The organism is Rhizobium sp. G21 (assembly GCF_014158035.1).
Lineage (GTDB): Bacteria > Pseudomonadota > Alphaproteobacteria > Rhizobiales > Rhizobiaceae > Rhizobium_E.
Window position 1 is genome coordinate 2,529,071 of sequence record NZ_JACFXW010000001.1, and the last position, 14,331, is coordinate 2,543,401.

Annotated in this window: 12 protein-coding genes, 1 pseudogene and 1 riboswitch; of the genes and pseudogenes, 7 read left to right on the top strand and 6 right to left on the bottom strand. The window is 63.1% G+C overall.

Annotated features, from left to right (window positions below; all coding sequences use genetic code 11):
* Positions 1 to 58: 58 nt before the first annotated feature.
* Complete coding sequence (locus H2O14_RS12850) at positions 59 to 763, bottom strand: phosphatase PAP2 family protein (RefSeq protein WP_182827961.1); 705 nt, start codon at positions 761 to 763, stop codon at positions 59 to 61.
* 24 nt (positions 764 to 787) lie between these two features.
* Positions 788 to 1,900 carry a 3-isopropylmalate dehydrogenase gene (gene leuB / locus H2O14_RS12855; RefSeq protein WP_182827962.1) on the bottom strand — a complete coding sequence of 371 codons (1,113 nt, stop codon included), beginning with the start codon at positions 1,898 to 1,900 and terminating at the stop codon, positions 788 to 790.
* A 139-nt stretch (positions 1,901 to 2,039) separates the two neighbouring features.
* On the opposite strand from leuB, the gene H2O14_RS12860 reads away from it, so the two are divergent.
* The 5 genes from H2O14_RS12860 (at position 2,040) to H2O14_RS12880 (ending at position 8,167) form a co-directional block, all read left to right on the top strand.
* Positions 2,040 to 2,984: a bifunctional helix-turn-helix transcriptional regulator/GNAT family N-acetyltransferase gene (locus H2O14_RS12860; RefSeq protein ID WP_182827963.1), complete on the top strand. Its 945-nt coding sequence runs from the start codon at positions 2,040 to 2,042 to the stop codon at positions 2,982 to 2,984.
* A 43-nt stretch (positions 2,985 to 3,027) separates the two neighbouring features.
* A riboswitch (TPP riboswitch) is annotated at positions 3,028 to 3,141 on the top strand.
* Between the two features lie 43 nt (positions 3,142 to 3,184).
* Complete coding sequence (thiB, locus tag H2O14_RS12865) at positions 3,185 to 4,195, top strand: thiamine ABC transporter substrate binding subunit (protein ID WP_182827964.1); 1,011 nt, start codon at positions 3,185 to 3,187, stop codon at positions 4,193 to 4,195.
* The gene (locus H2O14_RS12870; RefSeq protein ID WP_246697377.1) at positions 4,168 to 5,796 is read left to right on the top strand and encodes a thiamine/thiamine pyrophosphate ABC transporter permease ThiP; all 1,629 of its coding nucleotides are present in this window, start codon (positions 4,168 to 4,170) and stop codon (positions 5,794 to 5,796) included. Before thiB ends, H2O14_RS12870 begins: the two co-directional genes overlap by 28 nt.
* Positions 5,789 to 6,577 (top strand): ATP-binding cassette domain-containing protein, encoded by a 789-nt coding sequence (locus tag H2O14_RS12875; protein WP_182827965.1) that lies wholly within the window; start codon positions 5,789 to 5,791, stop codon positions 6,575 to 6,577. Before H2O14_RS12870 ends, H2O14_RS12875 begins: the two co-directional genes overlap by 8 nt.
* 9 nt (positions 6,578 to 6,586) lie before the next feature.
* Positions 6,587 to 8,167, top strand: a complete 1,581-nt coding sequence (locus H2O14_RS12880) for a M48 family metalloprotease (RefSeq protein ID WP_182827966.1) — start codon at positions 6,587 to 6,589, stop codon at positions 8,165 to 8,167.
* A 97-nt stretch (positions 8,168 to 8,264) separates the two neighbouring features.
* Here the strand turns inward: H2O14_RS12880 and H2O14_RS12885 are convergent, their stop codons facing one another.
* The 4 genes and pseudogenes from H2O14_RS12885 to H2O14_RS12900 all read right to left on the bottom strand — a co-directional run bounded on the left by H2O14_RS12885 (position 8,265) and on the right by H2O14_RS12900 (position 13,235).
* Positions 8,265 to 8,834: a CarD family transcriptional regulator gene (locus H2O14_RS12885; protein ID WP_137157053.1), complete on the bottom strand. Its 570-nt coding sequence runs from the start codon at positions 8,832 to 8,834 to the stop codon at positions 8,265 to 8,267.
* Between the two features lie 432 nt (positions 8,835 to 9,266).
* On the bottom strand, positions 9,267 to 9,605 hold the full coding sequence (gene fdxA / locus H2O14_RS12890; RefSeq protein WP_182827967.1) for a ferredoxin FdxA: 339 nt from the start codon (positions 9,603 to 9,605) through the stop codon (positions 9,267 to 9,269).
* A gap of 160 nt (positions 9,606 to 9,765) precedes the next feature.
* On the bottom strand, positions 9,766 to 10,161 hold the full coding sequence (locus H2O14_RS12895) for an RNA-binding S4 domain-containing protein (RefSeq protein ID WP_182827968.1): 396 nt from the start codon (positions 10,159 to 10,161) through the stop codon (positions 9,766 to 9,768).
* Positions 10,162 to 10,164: 3 nt separating this feature from the next.
* Positions 10,165 to 13,235, bottom strand: a pseudogene (locus H2O14_RS12900) (helicase-related protein).
* 583 nt (positions 13,236 to 13,818) lie between these two features.
* On the opposite strand from H2O14_RS12900, the gene H2O14_RS12905 reads away from it, so the two are divergent.
* Both H2O14_RS12905 and H2O14_RS12910 read left to right on the top strand, forming a co-directional pair.
* Positions 13,819 to 13,974 (top strand): DUF3309 family protein, encoded by a 156-nt coding sequence (locus H2O14_RS12905; protein ID WP_182827969.1) that lies wholly within the window; start codon positions 13,819 to 13,821, stop codon positions 13,972 to 13,974.
* Between the two features lie 43 nt (positions 13,975 to 14,017).
* Complete coding sequence (locus tag H2O14_RS12910) at positions 14,018 to 14,245, top strand: glycine zipper domain-containing protein (RefSeq protein WP_182827970.1); 228 nt, start codon at positions 14,018 to 14,020, stop codon at positions 14,243 to 14,245.
* The last annotated feature ends 86 nt before the right edge of the window (positions 14,246 to 14,331 follow it).

The following is a 14,331-nucleotide window of genomic DNA, read 5'->3' on the forward strand; positions in this document are numbered from 1 at the left end:
GCCCGGCAGAACTTGCCGGGCCCCATTCTTTTGCATTGCGCCGCGTTGAAGACCGGCTTCAACGCCGTCGCCGGTCGGGCCACCAGCCGCGTGCATGGAAAATGCAAGCAATGGCGAAAGCGAACCAGGCGCCGAGCAGGAAGCCCGCCGTCGCATCCGAGGGATAATGCGCGCCGACGAACACCCGCGTCGAAGCGAGCACGACGCCCAGGGCGGTCCAGATCAGCCAGTAGCGGGGATAGAGAATGGCGAGGGCGGTGAAGAAAGCGCCGGCCGTGGTTCCGTGGCCGGAGGGAAAACCCTGATAGAAGAACTGCATCTCGAACGGCCGAAACGCGAAAGCGCCGGCTTCCGAGAACAGCGCGGGCCTGGCGCGGCCGATGGCGTTCTTGAGGAGCATGGCGCCAAGGCCGGAGACGGCGACGCTGGCGAAGACGAAAGCTGCCGCCCCGATGAGGCGGCGGGTGAAATCCCTGACCGCCCCGCCACCCATGTCGCGATAGCTGACATAAATGGTGACGATCAAGGCGGCGCTGGACCATAAGATCCAGCCGGATTTGACGTAATCGGTCATCAGCCGGCTGGGATGGCTGAGCCAGACCGGCCAGCGGCCCATCTGGCCGCCAGCCCAGGCGTCGAACTGCAATCCCATGATGACGGAAACCGCGACGATGAGCGGTAGGGCGAAATAGGGCCTCAACAGCCCCGTCGCCCTGAGTTCCGCCAGCGAAAAGCCTATCCGGGGCGTCGTCGTCATGGTCATGCAGCGCTCAATTCCCTCATGGCGTCACGCCGCGAGGGTGAGATACTCCTCGAGGATCGCGTCGCCCATTTCCACGGTGCCGACTTTCTTGCAGCCCTCGGCCATGATGTCGCCGGTGCGGATGCCCTTCTCCAGCACATTGGCGATGGCCTTTTCGAGCGCATCGGCTTCCTTGATCATAGAGAAGGAATATCTCAGGCACATGGCGAAGGAAGCGATCATGGCGATCGGATTGGCGATGCCCTGGCCGGCGATATCCGGCGCCGAGCCGTGCACGGGCTCATACATGGCCTTGCGCTTGCCGGTCTTCGGATCCGGCGCGCCGAGCGAGGCCGACGGCAGCATGCCGAGCGAACCCGTGAGCATCGAGGCGATATCCGACAGCATGTCGCCGAACAGGTTGTCGGTGACGATGACGTCGAACTGCTTCGGCCAGCGGACGAGCTGCATGCCGCCGGCGTCGGCCAGCATATGCTCGAGCGTCACGTCGGAATACTTCGCCTTGTGGGTCGCCGTCACCACCTCGTTCCAGAGCACGCCCGACTTCATGACGTTGCGCTTTTCCATCGAGCAGACCTTGTTGCCGCGTGTGCGGGCGAGCTCGAAGGCGACCGAGGAAATGCGTTCGATTTCGAACGTGTCATAGACCTGCGTGTCGATGCCGCGCTTCTGGCCGTTGCCGAGATCGATGATTTCCTTGGGGCTGCCGAAATAGACGCCGCCGGTCAGTTCGCGGACGATCAGGATGTCGAGACCTTCGACGATTTTGGGCTTCAGCGAGGAGGCGTTGGCGAGCGCCGGATAGCAGATCGCCGGACGGAGATTGGCGAAAAGCGCGAGATCCTTGCGGAGGCGCAGAAGGCCGGCTTCCGGGCGGACGTCATAGGGAACGGAATCCCATTTGGGGCCGCCGACCGCGCCGAACAACACGGCGTCGGCAGCCTGCGCCTTTTCCATATCTTCTTCGGAGATCGCCGCGCCATGGGCGTCATAGGCCGATCCGCCGACCAGGCCTTCGTCGGTGACGAAACCGGCGTCGAACTTCTCGTTCATCGCCGTGATGAACTTGCGGACTTCCGCCATGGTTTCCTGGCCGATGCCATCGCCGGGGAGAAGGAAAAGCTTGCGTTCGGACATGTGCCGCCACTTTCGGTTCGGAGGTTGAAGACTGCGGCCTCCATATCCCTGCATTTGCGGCATTTCAAGCCGTCGGGACGCTCTTGCGGTTCGGCTCTCGCCGTCATATCGTTGTATGGTACAACTATCGGGAGGGAGCATGCGGCAAGAGATCGACGCTATCCGCCAATCGTCGAGACGGCTGGTGCGGGAGCTCGGCTTTCTTCGACGAGGGCTCGCCGGCACGACCCTGTCGCCGTCGGCGGTTCACACGCTGGTCGAACTGATGCAGACGGACCTGACCGCCAAGAATCTCGCATCGCTGTTGCTGCTGGAAAAGTCCAGCGTCAGCCGCCTTCTTGCAAAGCTTTCGGAAGACGGATTGTTGGCGGAGGAGAGCGACGACGGGGACAAACGGAGAAAAAGGCTCTTCCTGACCGATAAAGGCGTGGCGCTCGCCGCCGCCATCGATCGCTATGCCGACAATCAGGTGTCCCGAGCGTTGACGACGTGCGATCCCGGCCGGCGCAGACTGATCCGCGAGGGGCTGAACGCCTATGCCGATGCGCTTGCGGAGGTCAGGACCGGCGCTTCGTCTGCGCCTCCCGAGGTCGAAATCGTCTCCGGCTACAGGCCGGGCTGCATCGGCGCCATAGCCGGACTTCACGCTCGCTATTATAGCCGGCGGTGGAAATTCGGAGCCGCCTTCGAAGCGAAGGTCGCATCCGGATTGGCGGAGTTCATCGGCCGCGCCTCCAGGACCTGCAACGAAATCTGGCTGGCTGTGCAGGGGGACGACATCGTCGGGTCGGCGGCCATCGACGGCGAGGATCTCGGCGATGGAAAAGCGCATCTGCGCTGGGTCATCGTCGAGGAGCGGATGCAGGGGCGAGGACTGGGGCGACGTTTCATGCAGCGGGCGCTCGAATTCTCCGACAGAAACGATTTCAAGGAAATCCACCTCTGGACATTCGCCGGCCTCGACCCCGCCCGCGCCCTCTACGAACGATCGGGCTTCAGGTTGCAGGAGGAATGGCTGGGACATCAGTGGGGCGCGGAGGTCAGGGAGCAACGTTTCATGCGCACCCGTACGCTCCCTCGCTGACGCGGCGAACTTGCCAGAGTGAAAAACTCCCTTTACAGAGAGAACCGCTCTAACGGGGTGCTGCGATCGGCAACGATCGTCGGCTGAGAGGTCCCAAGACCAACCCGAAGAACCTGATCCGGTTAGCACCGGCGGAGGGATTAGACGGCACGATATCTCAGCGCCCTATTCCCGTTTGTTGAAACATGAAGGAGGCGCTGATGCGCAACGCGACCCTGTATTCTCTGGCGGCCCTCGCCGCTTTCTCCCTCGCCCATCCCGCTTTTTCGGCCGAGAAGACGCTGACGATCTACACTTATGAAAGCTTCACCTCGGAATGGGGTCCCGGCCCCAAGGTGAAGGCGGCGTTCGAAAAGACCTGCGCCTGCAAGGTGGATTATGTCAGCCTCGGCGACGGGGTGGCGCTGCTGACGCGTCTCAAGACCGAGGGAGACAGGACCAAGGCCGACATCGTGCTCGGCCTCGACAACAATCTGGTGCAGGAAGCGCGCGACACGGGCATGTTCGCCGATCACGGCGTCGACACCACCGGCGTCGCGATCCCCGGCGGTTTCAGCGATCCCGTCTTCGTGCCCTATGACTACGGCCACTTCGCCGTGATCTACGACACCGAGACGATGAAGAGCCCACCGAAGAGCCTGAACGAGCTGGTCGAGGGCAATCCGGACGAGAAGATCGTCATCGAAGATCCCCGCACCTCCACGCCCGGTCTCGGCCTGCTGGTCTGGATGAAGGCGGTCTATGGCGACAAGGCGGGCGAGGCCTGGACGAAGCTCAAGCCGCGCGTGCTCACCGTGACGCCGGGCTGGTCGGAAGCCTATGGGCTGTTCACCAAGGGCGAAGCGCCGATGGTGCTGTCCTACACCACCTCGCCGGCCTATCACATGATCGCCGAGAGCCAGAACCGCTACCAGGCCGCCGCCTTCTCCGAGGGACATCCGATCCAGGTCGAAGTCGCGGGCATGGTGAAGACGACGAAAGACGCGGAGCTCGCGCGCTCCTTCCTCAGCTTCATGATCTCGCCCGAGTTTCAGGACGTCATTCCCGAGAACAACTGGATGATGCCGGCCGCCAAGACATCGGCGCCGCTCAACCCGGTGTTCGGCAAGCTGGTCAATCCCGAGAAGACGCTGGTGATCGCGCCGGAAGAGGTCGCGGCCCAGCGCAAGGCCTGGATCGACGAATGGCTGGCTGCCATGAGCATGAAGTAAGCCGGCTCATGATCCGCTCGCGCGAGGACAGGGTCTGGATCTCGGCCGGCTTCTTCAGCCTGGCCGGCATCCTGCTGTTCGTCGCGCTCGCGGCGGCCGGCCTTCTGGCCGCCGCGCCGGAGGCCTCCTACCCGCCCCTGACCTATCTCTGGCATCTGACGGCGTTTACGCTCTGGCAGGCCTTTCTGTCGACGGCGTTGTCGGTGGCGTTCGCCGTTCCTGTGGCGCTGGCCTTGGCGCGTCGACCGTCTTTTCCGGGGCGCGGTTTCGTCGTTGCGCTAATGGTCCTGCCTTTGGGGCTGCCGGTGCTGCCGGCGGTGTTCGGGCTGGTCGAGATCTGGGGGCGGCAAGGGCTCGCCAATGACGCGCTGGTGTGGTTCGGGGCTCCGCGACTGTCGATCTATGGTCTCTCCGGCATTCTGATCGCCCATGTTTTCTTCAACCTGCCGCTCGCCGTGCGGTTTCTGCTGACGGGCCTCGACGCGACGCCGCGCGACGAATGGCGGCTCGCCGCCAGTCTCGGCTTTTCCCGGCTCTCCCTTTTCCGGTTCGTCGAGGGGCCGGCGCTCCTCAAAGCCTTGCCTGGCGCGACGGGCCTGATCTTCATGCTGTGCATGACCAGTTTCACCATCATCCTGACGCTGGGAGGCGGTCCGGCGACATCGACGCTGGAAGTCGCGATCTATCAGGCTCTGAAATTCGATTTCGATCCGGCACGAGCGCTGGCGCTCACATTGCTGCAGATTGTTTTGACCGGCTTCGTTTTCCAGGTTCTTCGTCTCGCGCCTGACGTCGAACACGCCCGCTCGACGCTGTCGTCACGGCCTTTCCGACCGGATGCGCGAGGCGCCTGGGCACTGGGAGTCGACAGTGTGATCATCCTCGTCTTCACCCTGTTCGTGGCCGCGCCGCTCGTCGCGGCGGCGTCTGCCGGAGTAAGGGCGGATCTATTCCGTCTCGTCTCTGATCCTCTCTTTCACCGCGCGCTGTCGATAAGCCTCGTCATCGCCATATCCGCCGGACTCCTCTCCACCCTGCTCGGCTATACGCTGCTCCAGGCGCGGCGGCGGTTTGCGCCGGGATCGCTGGCGCGGCGGAGCCTCGGCCTCACCGACTTCATCCTGCTGCTGCCGCCGCTGGCGCTGGGGGCAGGCTGGTTTGTGCTGACGCTCCGCCTGGGATGGGTCGGCGTCGGCGCGCCCTTCGCCGTCATCGTCATCAACGCGCTAATGGCGATGCCCTTCGTCGCCCGCGCTTTGGGGCCGTCGCTCGACAGCCATGTCCATCGCACCGAGCATCTGGCGCTCAGTCTGGGGGTGACCGGGTGGAACCGGCTGCGGCTGATCGATTGGCCGGCGCTGAAGACGCCGCTTCTTACCGCGCTCGCTTTCGCCATGGCGCTTTCGCTCGGCGATCTCGGCGCCATCGCCCTGTTCGGCGACGACAATTTCATCACCTTGCCGGCCCTGCTCTACGCCAAGCTCGGCAGTTACCGCGGCACGGACGCCGCCGGTCTGTCACTGATCCTAGGCCTTGTCTGTCTCGCGCTGATGGCGCCGGCGTTGAGGTCTTTTTCTGCAGAGGGGGCGCATCATGGCTGATTTCGGGAGAGACCCGCTCGATCTCGAGATCGACGATCTCGGCATCTCCTTCGGCGCGCGGAATTTCCGCTATCGACTTCACATCGAAGGACCTGGCGTCGTCGCGGTCACCGGGCCGTCGGGCGCGGGAAAATCGACGCTCTTTCATCTGCTGGCCGGATTCGAGACGCCCGAGCGCGGCCGGATCGTCCTCAATGGCGTCGACGTCACCCATCTGCCGCCGGGACGCCGTCCGCTGACCTATGTATTTCAGGAACACAATCTCTTCGCTCACCTCAGCCTGTTCGACAATGTCGCGCTCGGGATCAGCCCTGCCCTGCGGCTCGACGCGGCGGCGCGTGCGGAGGTGTCGGCGGCGTTCGAAGCCGTCGGTCTCGCCGGCTTCGAACGCCGCAAGCCCGCCGATCTCTCCGGCGGCGAGAAGCAGCGTGCGGCTTTCGCCCGCGCGCTGCTCCGGAAGCGGCCGCTGCTGCTGCTCGACGAACCGTTCGCCAGTCTCGACGAACGGTTGCGCCGGGAGATGGGCGACCTCGTCCGGTCCATGCAACGATCCGCGGCGATGATCGTTATGATGATCACACATGACCGGAGCGAGATCATGACCATTGCCGATCGGGTCGTGGGATCGACCATGGCGCCATTGCCTTCGCGGGATCCGCCGCAGAGTGGACAAAGACCGGCGAAATCACGGATAAAGCGGCGTCCAGCCTCAAATTCGACTGATTTCGTTAAGAATTTGACGGCGTCGGCATATCAGATTGTGCTATGCAACACGTCGTGAAATCGGCTAATGGTGCCCCGTCCGGTTGAATACGGGCAAGAAGAGGACAGCGCTCTGACAGTCGGAAGCAGGAGATCGAGCGGCGACCAGAGACCTGGCGGACGAAATCGTCGTGCGCGCCGGGACAATCTGTTGCGCGCCATCGCCCTGACGGGAGTGACGCTGTTCGCCTCGGGCTGCCAATCCATCCTGGAACAGAGCTACGAGCCCAATATCGCGCCTTCCACCTCGCCGCAAATCGTCGATGAAGTGCAGAAGAACGATCCTCGCGCCGAGCTGGGCGCGCGAGAGCATCCGCGCATCGTCGCCTCCTATGGCGGCGAATATCACGATCTCAAGACCGAACAGTTGGTGGCGCGCATTACCGGCGCGCTGACCGTGGTGTCGGAAAACCCGGCGCAATCCTATCGGATCACCATTCTCAATTCACCGGCCATCAATGCTTTCGCCCTGCCCGGCGGTTACGTCTATGTGACGCGCGGGCTTCTGGCTCTGGCCACCGACGCGTCGGAAGTGGCCGCCGTGCTCAGCCATGAGATGGCGCATGTGACCGCCAATCACGGCATCGAGCGCCAGCAGCGCGAGGAAGCCGCGGTGATCGCCAGCCGCGTGGTCAGTGAGGTGCTCTCCTCGGAAATCGCCGGCAAGCAGGCGCTGGCGCGCTCCAAACTCCGCCTCGCCGCCTTCTCGCGCAATCAGGAGCTCCAGGCCGACGTCATCGGCGTCCGCATGCTCGGCGAAGCGGGCTATGACCCCTATGCCGCGGCGCGCTTTCTCGATGCGATGGCGGCGTTTCAGAAGTTCAACGCCGGAACGGACGGCGCGGGACTGGGCCTCGACTTCCTGTCGAGCCATCCGTCGACGCCGCAGCGCGTCGAGCTCGCGCGCATGCATGCCCGACAATTCGGCATGGAAGGCAAGGCGGGCGATCGCGGCAGCGACTATTTCCTCGCCGGCATCGATGGACTGCTCTATGGCGACAGCCCGCAGGAGGGCTACGTGCGCGGCCAGTCCTTCCTGCACGGCAATCTCGGCATACGTTTCGACACGCCGCCCGGCTTCCGGATCGACAACAAGGTCGACGCTGTCATGGCGACGGGGCCCGGAGATGTGGCGATCCGCTTCGATCTGGTGGACGACAATTCCGGCGGCAGCCTCGCGGCCTATATTTCCAGCGGCTGGGTGACCGGTCTCCTGCCCGAGACGGTTCGAATCTCGACCGTCAACGGCATGCCGGCGGCGGTGGCCCGGGCCTCCGCGGAGCGGTGGGATTTCGACGTCACCGTGGTGAGAGACGGTCAGAAGATCTATCGCTTCCTCACGGCGGTGCCGAAAGGCCAGGACGCGCTGTTGAAATCGACGGCGGATCGGCTGCGCGCGACATTCCGCCGCATGAGCCCCTCCGAGATCGGCTCGCTCAAGCCGCTGCGCATTCGCGTCATCGAAGCAAAGGCCGGCGATACGGCAGCCTCCATCGCCCAGCGCATGCTCGGCACAGATCGCAAGCTGGATCTCTTCCTGCTTCTGAACGGACTGACGCCACAGGCGCGGATCGCGCCCGGCGACAAGCTGAAGATCGTCGCGGAATAGAGGCGCGCGGGCTGCGGCCCTAGTCGAGAAACACCTGAAAATGCAAAACCCGGAGTTTTTGGCTCCGGGCTTGGCAATGAGGGAATGGAAAGCAGGTTCAGGCTGCCTCTTCCTGCTCGTCGTCTTCGGTGATCTTGCCGGAGCGGCGCGGGCTCTTGGCGAGATTGGTCTCGACCAGGCGCACGGCTTCGGTTTCGGACATCTTGTTGACGGCGGCGATTTCGCGAGCCATGCGGTCCAGAGCCTGTTCATAGAGCTGACGCTCGGAATAGGATTGTTCCGGCTGGTTTTCGGCGCGATAGAGGTCGCGAACTACTTCGGCGATCGAAATCAGGTCGCCCGAATTGATCTTGGCGTCATATTCCTGAGCACGGCGCGACCACATGGTGCGCTTCACCCGCGCCTTGCCCTGCACGACCTTGAGCGCGCGATCGACGAAATCGGTTTCGGACAGCTTGCGCATGCCGATGCTGACGGCTTTCGCCACCGGAACCTTCAGGCGCATCTTGTCCTTCTCGAAATCGATCACGAAGAGCTCGAGCTTCATGCCGGCGACTTCTTGCTCTTCGATCGTGACAATCTGACCGACGCCATGCGCGGGATAAACGATCGACTCACCGGTCTTGAAACCGTGACGGGCTGAAGTCTTCTTGATCTGGGTTGTCATGCTTTTCACAAACTCCCTAAAATGCTTCCGGTTGCCCGGGTGCGGCCCAGGGGCCGGGGAGGCGACGCTTCGCCTGGTAGTCTGACCGCCACATGTAAATTGCAGGCAAGCCCTTGTTGCGGAGCGGATGAAATCAGTCCACCGAATGGTGCAGGTTTCAAGAGCGCCGCATGAAGGGATCGTAGCTTTCGTGATGTTTGGGCATATTACGCCCTTCGGGATCAGTGGAAGAGTGTCTACCACAAAAACGGTGGAAATCAATAATTTGCTTTGACCCGCCGCAAGTGGCTCCGCGATGCTTCGCATCGTGGTTAAGCAGGGGAATCAGATCCATGGGCGGCGCGCGCTCGTCGTCTGTGGTCGTTGCGCCCCGCCCGGGCTGTCTCGACCGCCAATGGCTCACGCCTAACGCGCGGTCGTCTCGTCCATCCGTCAATCGCCAGCGCCCGGCTTTTCAGAAAAGAACTTTTCGAATTTGCCTTCGACGCCGTCCATGTCCTTGGCTTCGGGCAACGCATCGCGCTTCTGCGTGATATTGGGCCAGATCGAAGCGTATTCCGCATTCAATTTCAACCACTTATCCAGACCGCTCTCGGTATCCGGCTTGATGGCTTCCGCAGGACATTCCGGCTCGCAGACGCCGCAGTCGATGCATTCGTCCGGATGGATGACCAGGAAATTCTCACCCTCGTAGAAACAGTCGACCGGGCACACTTCCACGCAGTCCGTGTACTTGCACTTGATGCAGTTGTCGGTCACGACATAAGTCATTCGAAGGCTCCAGATAAAGTCGAGTCAACGGGGCCCGGCACGGCCCAAAGATCGTTTGTCCACTAGCTTCTTTGCCCCTGCTTTGCAAGGCGACGACAGGGAAAACGAGGGTTGCGGCATATGCATATCTGCCTTGCGCGAGGCTTACGCGACGCAATTCTCAGGGCTCGAAATCGTAGCGCCCCTTCAGCCGTTCCATCTGGCGACGCTCTTTCTTTTCGGGCCGGCCCGCGCCGGGTTCGCGCGTCGCCTGCTCGAACTTCGTCAGGCGCTCGCGCGGCGGCGTCTCGTCGTCATAGAGCAGCCGCGCTTCCTCAAAGGGGCCGCGCCGCTCTCCCGCCGCCTTGACGACGACGATCACGTGCTTTTCGGCTGTGGCCACCTCAAGCCGATCGCCGATCTTCACGTCGGCGCTCGGGCGTCGGACCTTGTCGCCGTTCACGGCGACATGACCCGCCTCGATCCAGCCCTGCGCCAGCGTGCGCGACTTGGCGATTCTGGTGAAGAACAGCCATTTGTCGATCCGCTGGCGTTGGCTGGCCGAGGCGTCGTTCATCCGTTACTTCTTCAGCTGTTCCTTCAACGCGGCGAGCTTGGCGAAAGGAGAATCCGGATCGAGCGGCTTTTCCTTGCGGGGCTTGGCCTCGAAGCGCTGCGGCTGGCCGCGATTGCCCTTGTCCTGGCGTGGAGCGGCGTCCTGGCGGTCGTGACGCTCCGGCCTGTCCTGGCGCGGACGGTCGTTGCGCGGGGGCCGATCGCCCTGTTCCTTGCGGTCCCGACGGCCTTCGCCGCGGTTCTGGGCGTTCTGAGGGCGACGATCGTCGCCCTGACGCTCGGGCCGGCGTCCGCCTTCGCGCGGAGCCTGCTCGCGACGAGGGCCGGCATTGCGCTGCGGCTGATCGTTGCGGCCGCCCGGACGCCAGAGCAGAACGCGCTTTTCTTCCTGCGGCTCTTCGGACGCGGCCGGCTCGGCGGGCGCGGCTTCCGCTTCGGCGGGAGCCTCTTCGCCGGCGGAGGGCGCGGCGGATGTTTCAGAGGCTTCCCCAGTCTCGGAGGCTTCGACGGCCGTCGCGGTGTCGTCGGCCTTCGGCTCTTCCGACGTCGCGTCCTCGACTGCCGCGGCAGCCGGCTGCGCCGGCGTCGGCGCGGTGGAGACCAGATGAGCGCTCGCTTCGTCGGCGGTGACGCTGTCGGCGCGATAGCCGAGACCCTTGAGGATCTCCTCGATGTCGTCGGCGGTGGCGCCGAGGATCGACAGCATTGCCGGCGTCGTCATGAAACGGCGGCCGTCATAGGCGCCGTCCGGACGGGTCGGGGAACCGGGCTTCCACTGCAGCAGCGGACGGATGAGATCGGCCAGGCGCTCGAGAATGTCGATCCGCACCGCGCGCTTGCCGAGGAAACGGAAGCCGGCGAGGCGGTAGAAATTGCGCTCGAAGCTGTGGTCGGTGACGATCGAGGTTCGGCCGGCGGCGAGCGCCGGGATCAGGTCGCCATAGCCCGGCAGGCCGAGCGCGTCGTTCTTCAGCGCCCAGAGCAGGGTGATGAGTTCTGCGGGAGCGGGCTTGAGCAGCGCCGGCATGAAGACGTGATAGGCGCCGAAGCGGATGCCGTATTTGCGCAGCGATGCGCGGCCTTCCTGGTCGAGCGCCTTGACATCGTCGGCGACGTCGCGGCGGAACAGAACGCCGAGGCTTTCTGCAAGCTGATAGGCGATCCCCTTGGCGATGCCCTGCAGGTCTTCGGCGCGGACGAGATCGTCCAGAGGCTTGAGGACCGTGGCGATATGATGATTCACGAACCGCTCGATACGCGCTTGGACGTGATCGCGGGCGTGGCCCTGCAGCAATTCGTCGGCCAGAAGCACGATGCGCGGACGCATCACGTGATCGGACGCCGTCAGCCGCGCCACGGGCTCGCCGAGCCAGCGGACCAGACCGTCATTGGCGATCGCCAGGTCGTTGTTGCCGGCGGCGTGAAGCCGTGCGGCGCGCGCCTCGAATTCGAGACCCAGCGCCTTGCCGACCGCGCTTTCGACAGCCTTCAAATCCTGGCCGTCCGTTCCGCCCGCAAGCGTAAAGCGGAAACCCGACAACTGTCCCACATGATGCCCTTCGACGAAGACATCGCCATTCACACTGATTTCCGCTTCGAGCATAGCATTCTCTCTTAACCGCTTCATGAGCACAGATGTCCTGCGGTCTACGAAGCGTTTGGTCAACCTTTCATGCAGCGCGTCCGAGAGACGATCTTCGATTTCGCGCGTTTTTTCCTGCCAGTGCGCCGGATCGGCCAGCCAGCCGGGCCGGTTGGACACATAGGTCCAAGTCCTGATTTGCGCAATACGGGCCGAGAGCGTGTCGATCTCGCCATCCGTCCTGTCCGCCCTGCGCACCTGCTCCGCAATGAAATCCTCCTTCACCGCGCCGAGCCGGACAATGTCCTTGTAGATGGCGGCGACGAGATCGGAATGTTGCAGCGAGGTGATCCGCCTGTAATCAGGCAGGGCGCAAATCTCCCAGAGCTTTTCCACCCTTTCCCGCGATGTGGCAAGCTCCAAAATGTCCGGATAACGCGCCAGATGCTCGAGCGCCTGCATGTCGACCGATGGCAGCGCCTTGGTCAGGCCCTGCAGGCGGGGCGGCATGTCCAGGCTCTTGCGCAGATTGTCGATGGTGGAGAAATCGAACACCTTGGTGCGCCACTGCATCACCTTGACCGGGTCGAATTCGTGTCCCTCTATCCGCTGGACCATCTCGTCGTCGAGCGGTCGCGTTTGGCCCGTCACTCCGAATGTGCCGTCGCGCATATGGCGTCCGGCGCGTCCGGCGATCTGCCCCATCTCTCCCGGCGTCAGATTTCGATACTGAAATCCGTCATATTTCCGGTCCTGGGCGAATGCGACATGATCGACATCGAGATTGAGGCCCATTCCGATGGCGTCGGTGGCGACGATATATTCGACGTCGCCTTCCTGATAGAGCGCCACCTGGGCGTTTCGGGTGCGGGGGCTGAGCGCGCCGATCACCACGGCCGCGCCGCCGCGCTGGCGCTTGACCAGTTCGGCGATGGCGTAGACCTCGTCGGCCGAAAAGGCGACGATGGCCGAGCGACGCGGCAAGCGGGTGATCTTCTTCTGACCCGCGTAAAAGAGCTGCGAAAGGCGGGGCCGCTCGACCACCGTCAGACCCGGAAGAATCTGGGTCAGGATCGGCTTCATCGTCGCTGCGCCGAGGAGCAGCGTCTCTTCCCGTCCGCGAAGATGCAGGATGCGATCCGTGAAGACATGGCCGCGTTCGAGATCGGCGGCGAGCTGAACCTCGTCGATGGCGACGAAGGAGGCTCGGGTTTCACTGGGCATGGCTTCGACGGTGCAGACCGAATAGCGTGCGCCCGGGGAGAAATCTTCTCCTCGCCGGTGATTAGCGCGACATTGGCGACCCCGACCTTTTCGGCGACGCGGCCATAGACTTCACGCGCCAGCAGACGAAGCGGCAATCCGATCACGCCCGAGGCGTGCGCCACCATCCGCTCGATGGCGTAATGGGTCTTGCCGGTGTTGGTGGGGCCGAGAACCGCAGTGACGCCGCGGCCGCTCAAGATCAGGGGATCGGAAGTCAATGTGTCCAGTCCAGATGAAGGAGTCGGCTGAAAGCCGGCGGCTTTCCTTGCCCTCTAAAAGCGGCAATTGCAAGAAGAAGGGCGTCCGCGCGGGATTTTCCGCGTGACAGCACGCAAAATCACAGGCTTCGGAACAGCTTGGGAACGAATCGGAGACGAATCGCAGACTCTTTCGTGTTCACGGAGCGTTCCCTACTAGATCTTGAGGAATCGACGGCGACCGATCGATAGGTTGAATCGTCAGGGGAATCGCTGGAGTTGCAGGTGCGAGCCTCGGAGATCCCAGGATTTTCGGGTCAACGAATTCGCGAAATCTTGGTTAATCAAAGCTTGTCGAAGGTCGCCGCCCTGTGCCGGAACGGCGCGAAGAAAGGCGTGAACCGAGCAAGCACGAATCACGGACGAATCAGACGTTGCAAACGGTTGCCGAACCGTTCACTACAACATCTTGTGGGTCAGCGTCTTGTTAACCAGTTTATTCATGATTTTGAGAGCTGCCGTTGTCTTCGCGAAATTATCCATCCGCCCCCGGAACAATCTGCTTTATCGCTCGTTCTTTCCGTCAGTTCGATTGCGCATATGGGGTCGCGACATGCTTGGAACCATTCTTCTCGTTATTCTGGTCCTTCTTCTCATCGGGTCTGTGCCCAATTGGGGCTACAGCAGGGGATGGGGCTACGGGCCGTCAGGCGGAATCGGGCTTGTTCTCGTCATAGTTCTCATACTCGTCCTGATGGGACGGGTCTGACCACACGGAGAAGGAGCGTAGCGATGAAAAAGTTATTCTGTCCATGGCCATGATCGGCGCATTGGCGTCCTGCACAGCCACTGAAAGAGGCGCCGGCGTGGGCGCGGCGACAGGCGCCGTCGTCGGCGGCGTCGTGACCGGCGATGTCGGCGGCGCGGCAGTCGGGGCAGTCGTCGGCGGCGCCGCCGGCGCCTTGATCGGTCATGCAAGCCGTGACGGATATTGCGTCTATCGCGATCGCCACGGCCGTCGCTACGAAGCGCGCTGCTGACCGAACGGCGCTGGGCGAACAGGTTCGGAACGAATAACCGACGAAGCGCGCTTGATTCCACGTTCCCTGAGCGTTCGCCGCAACAT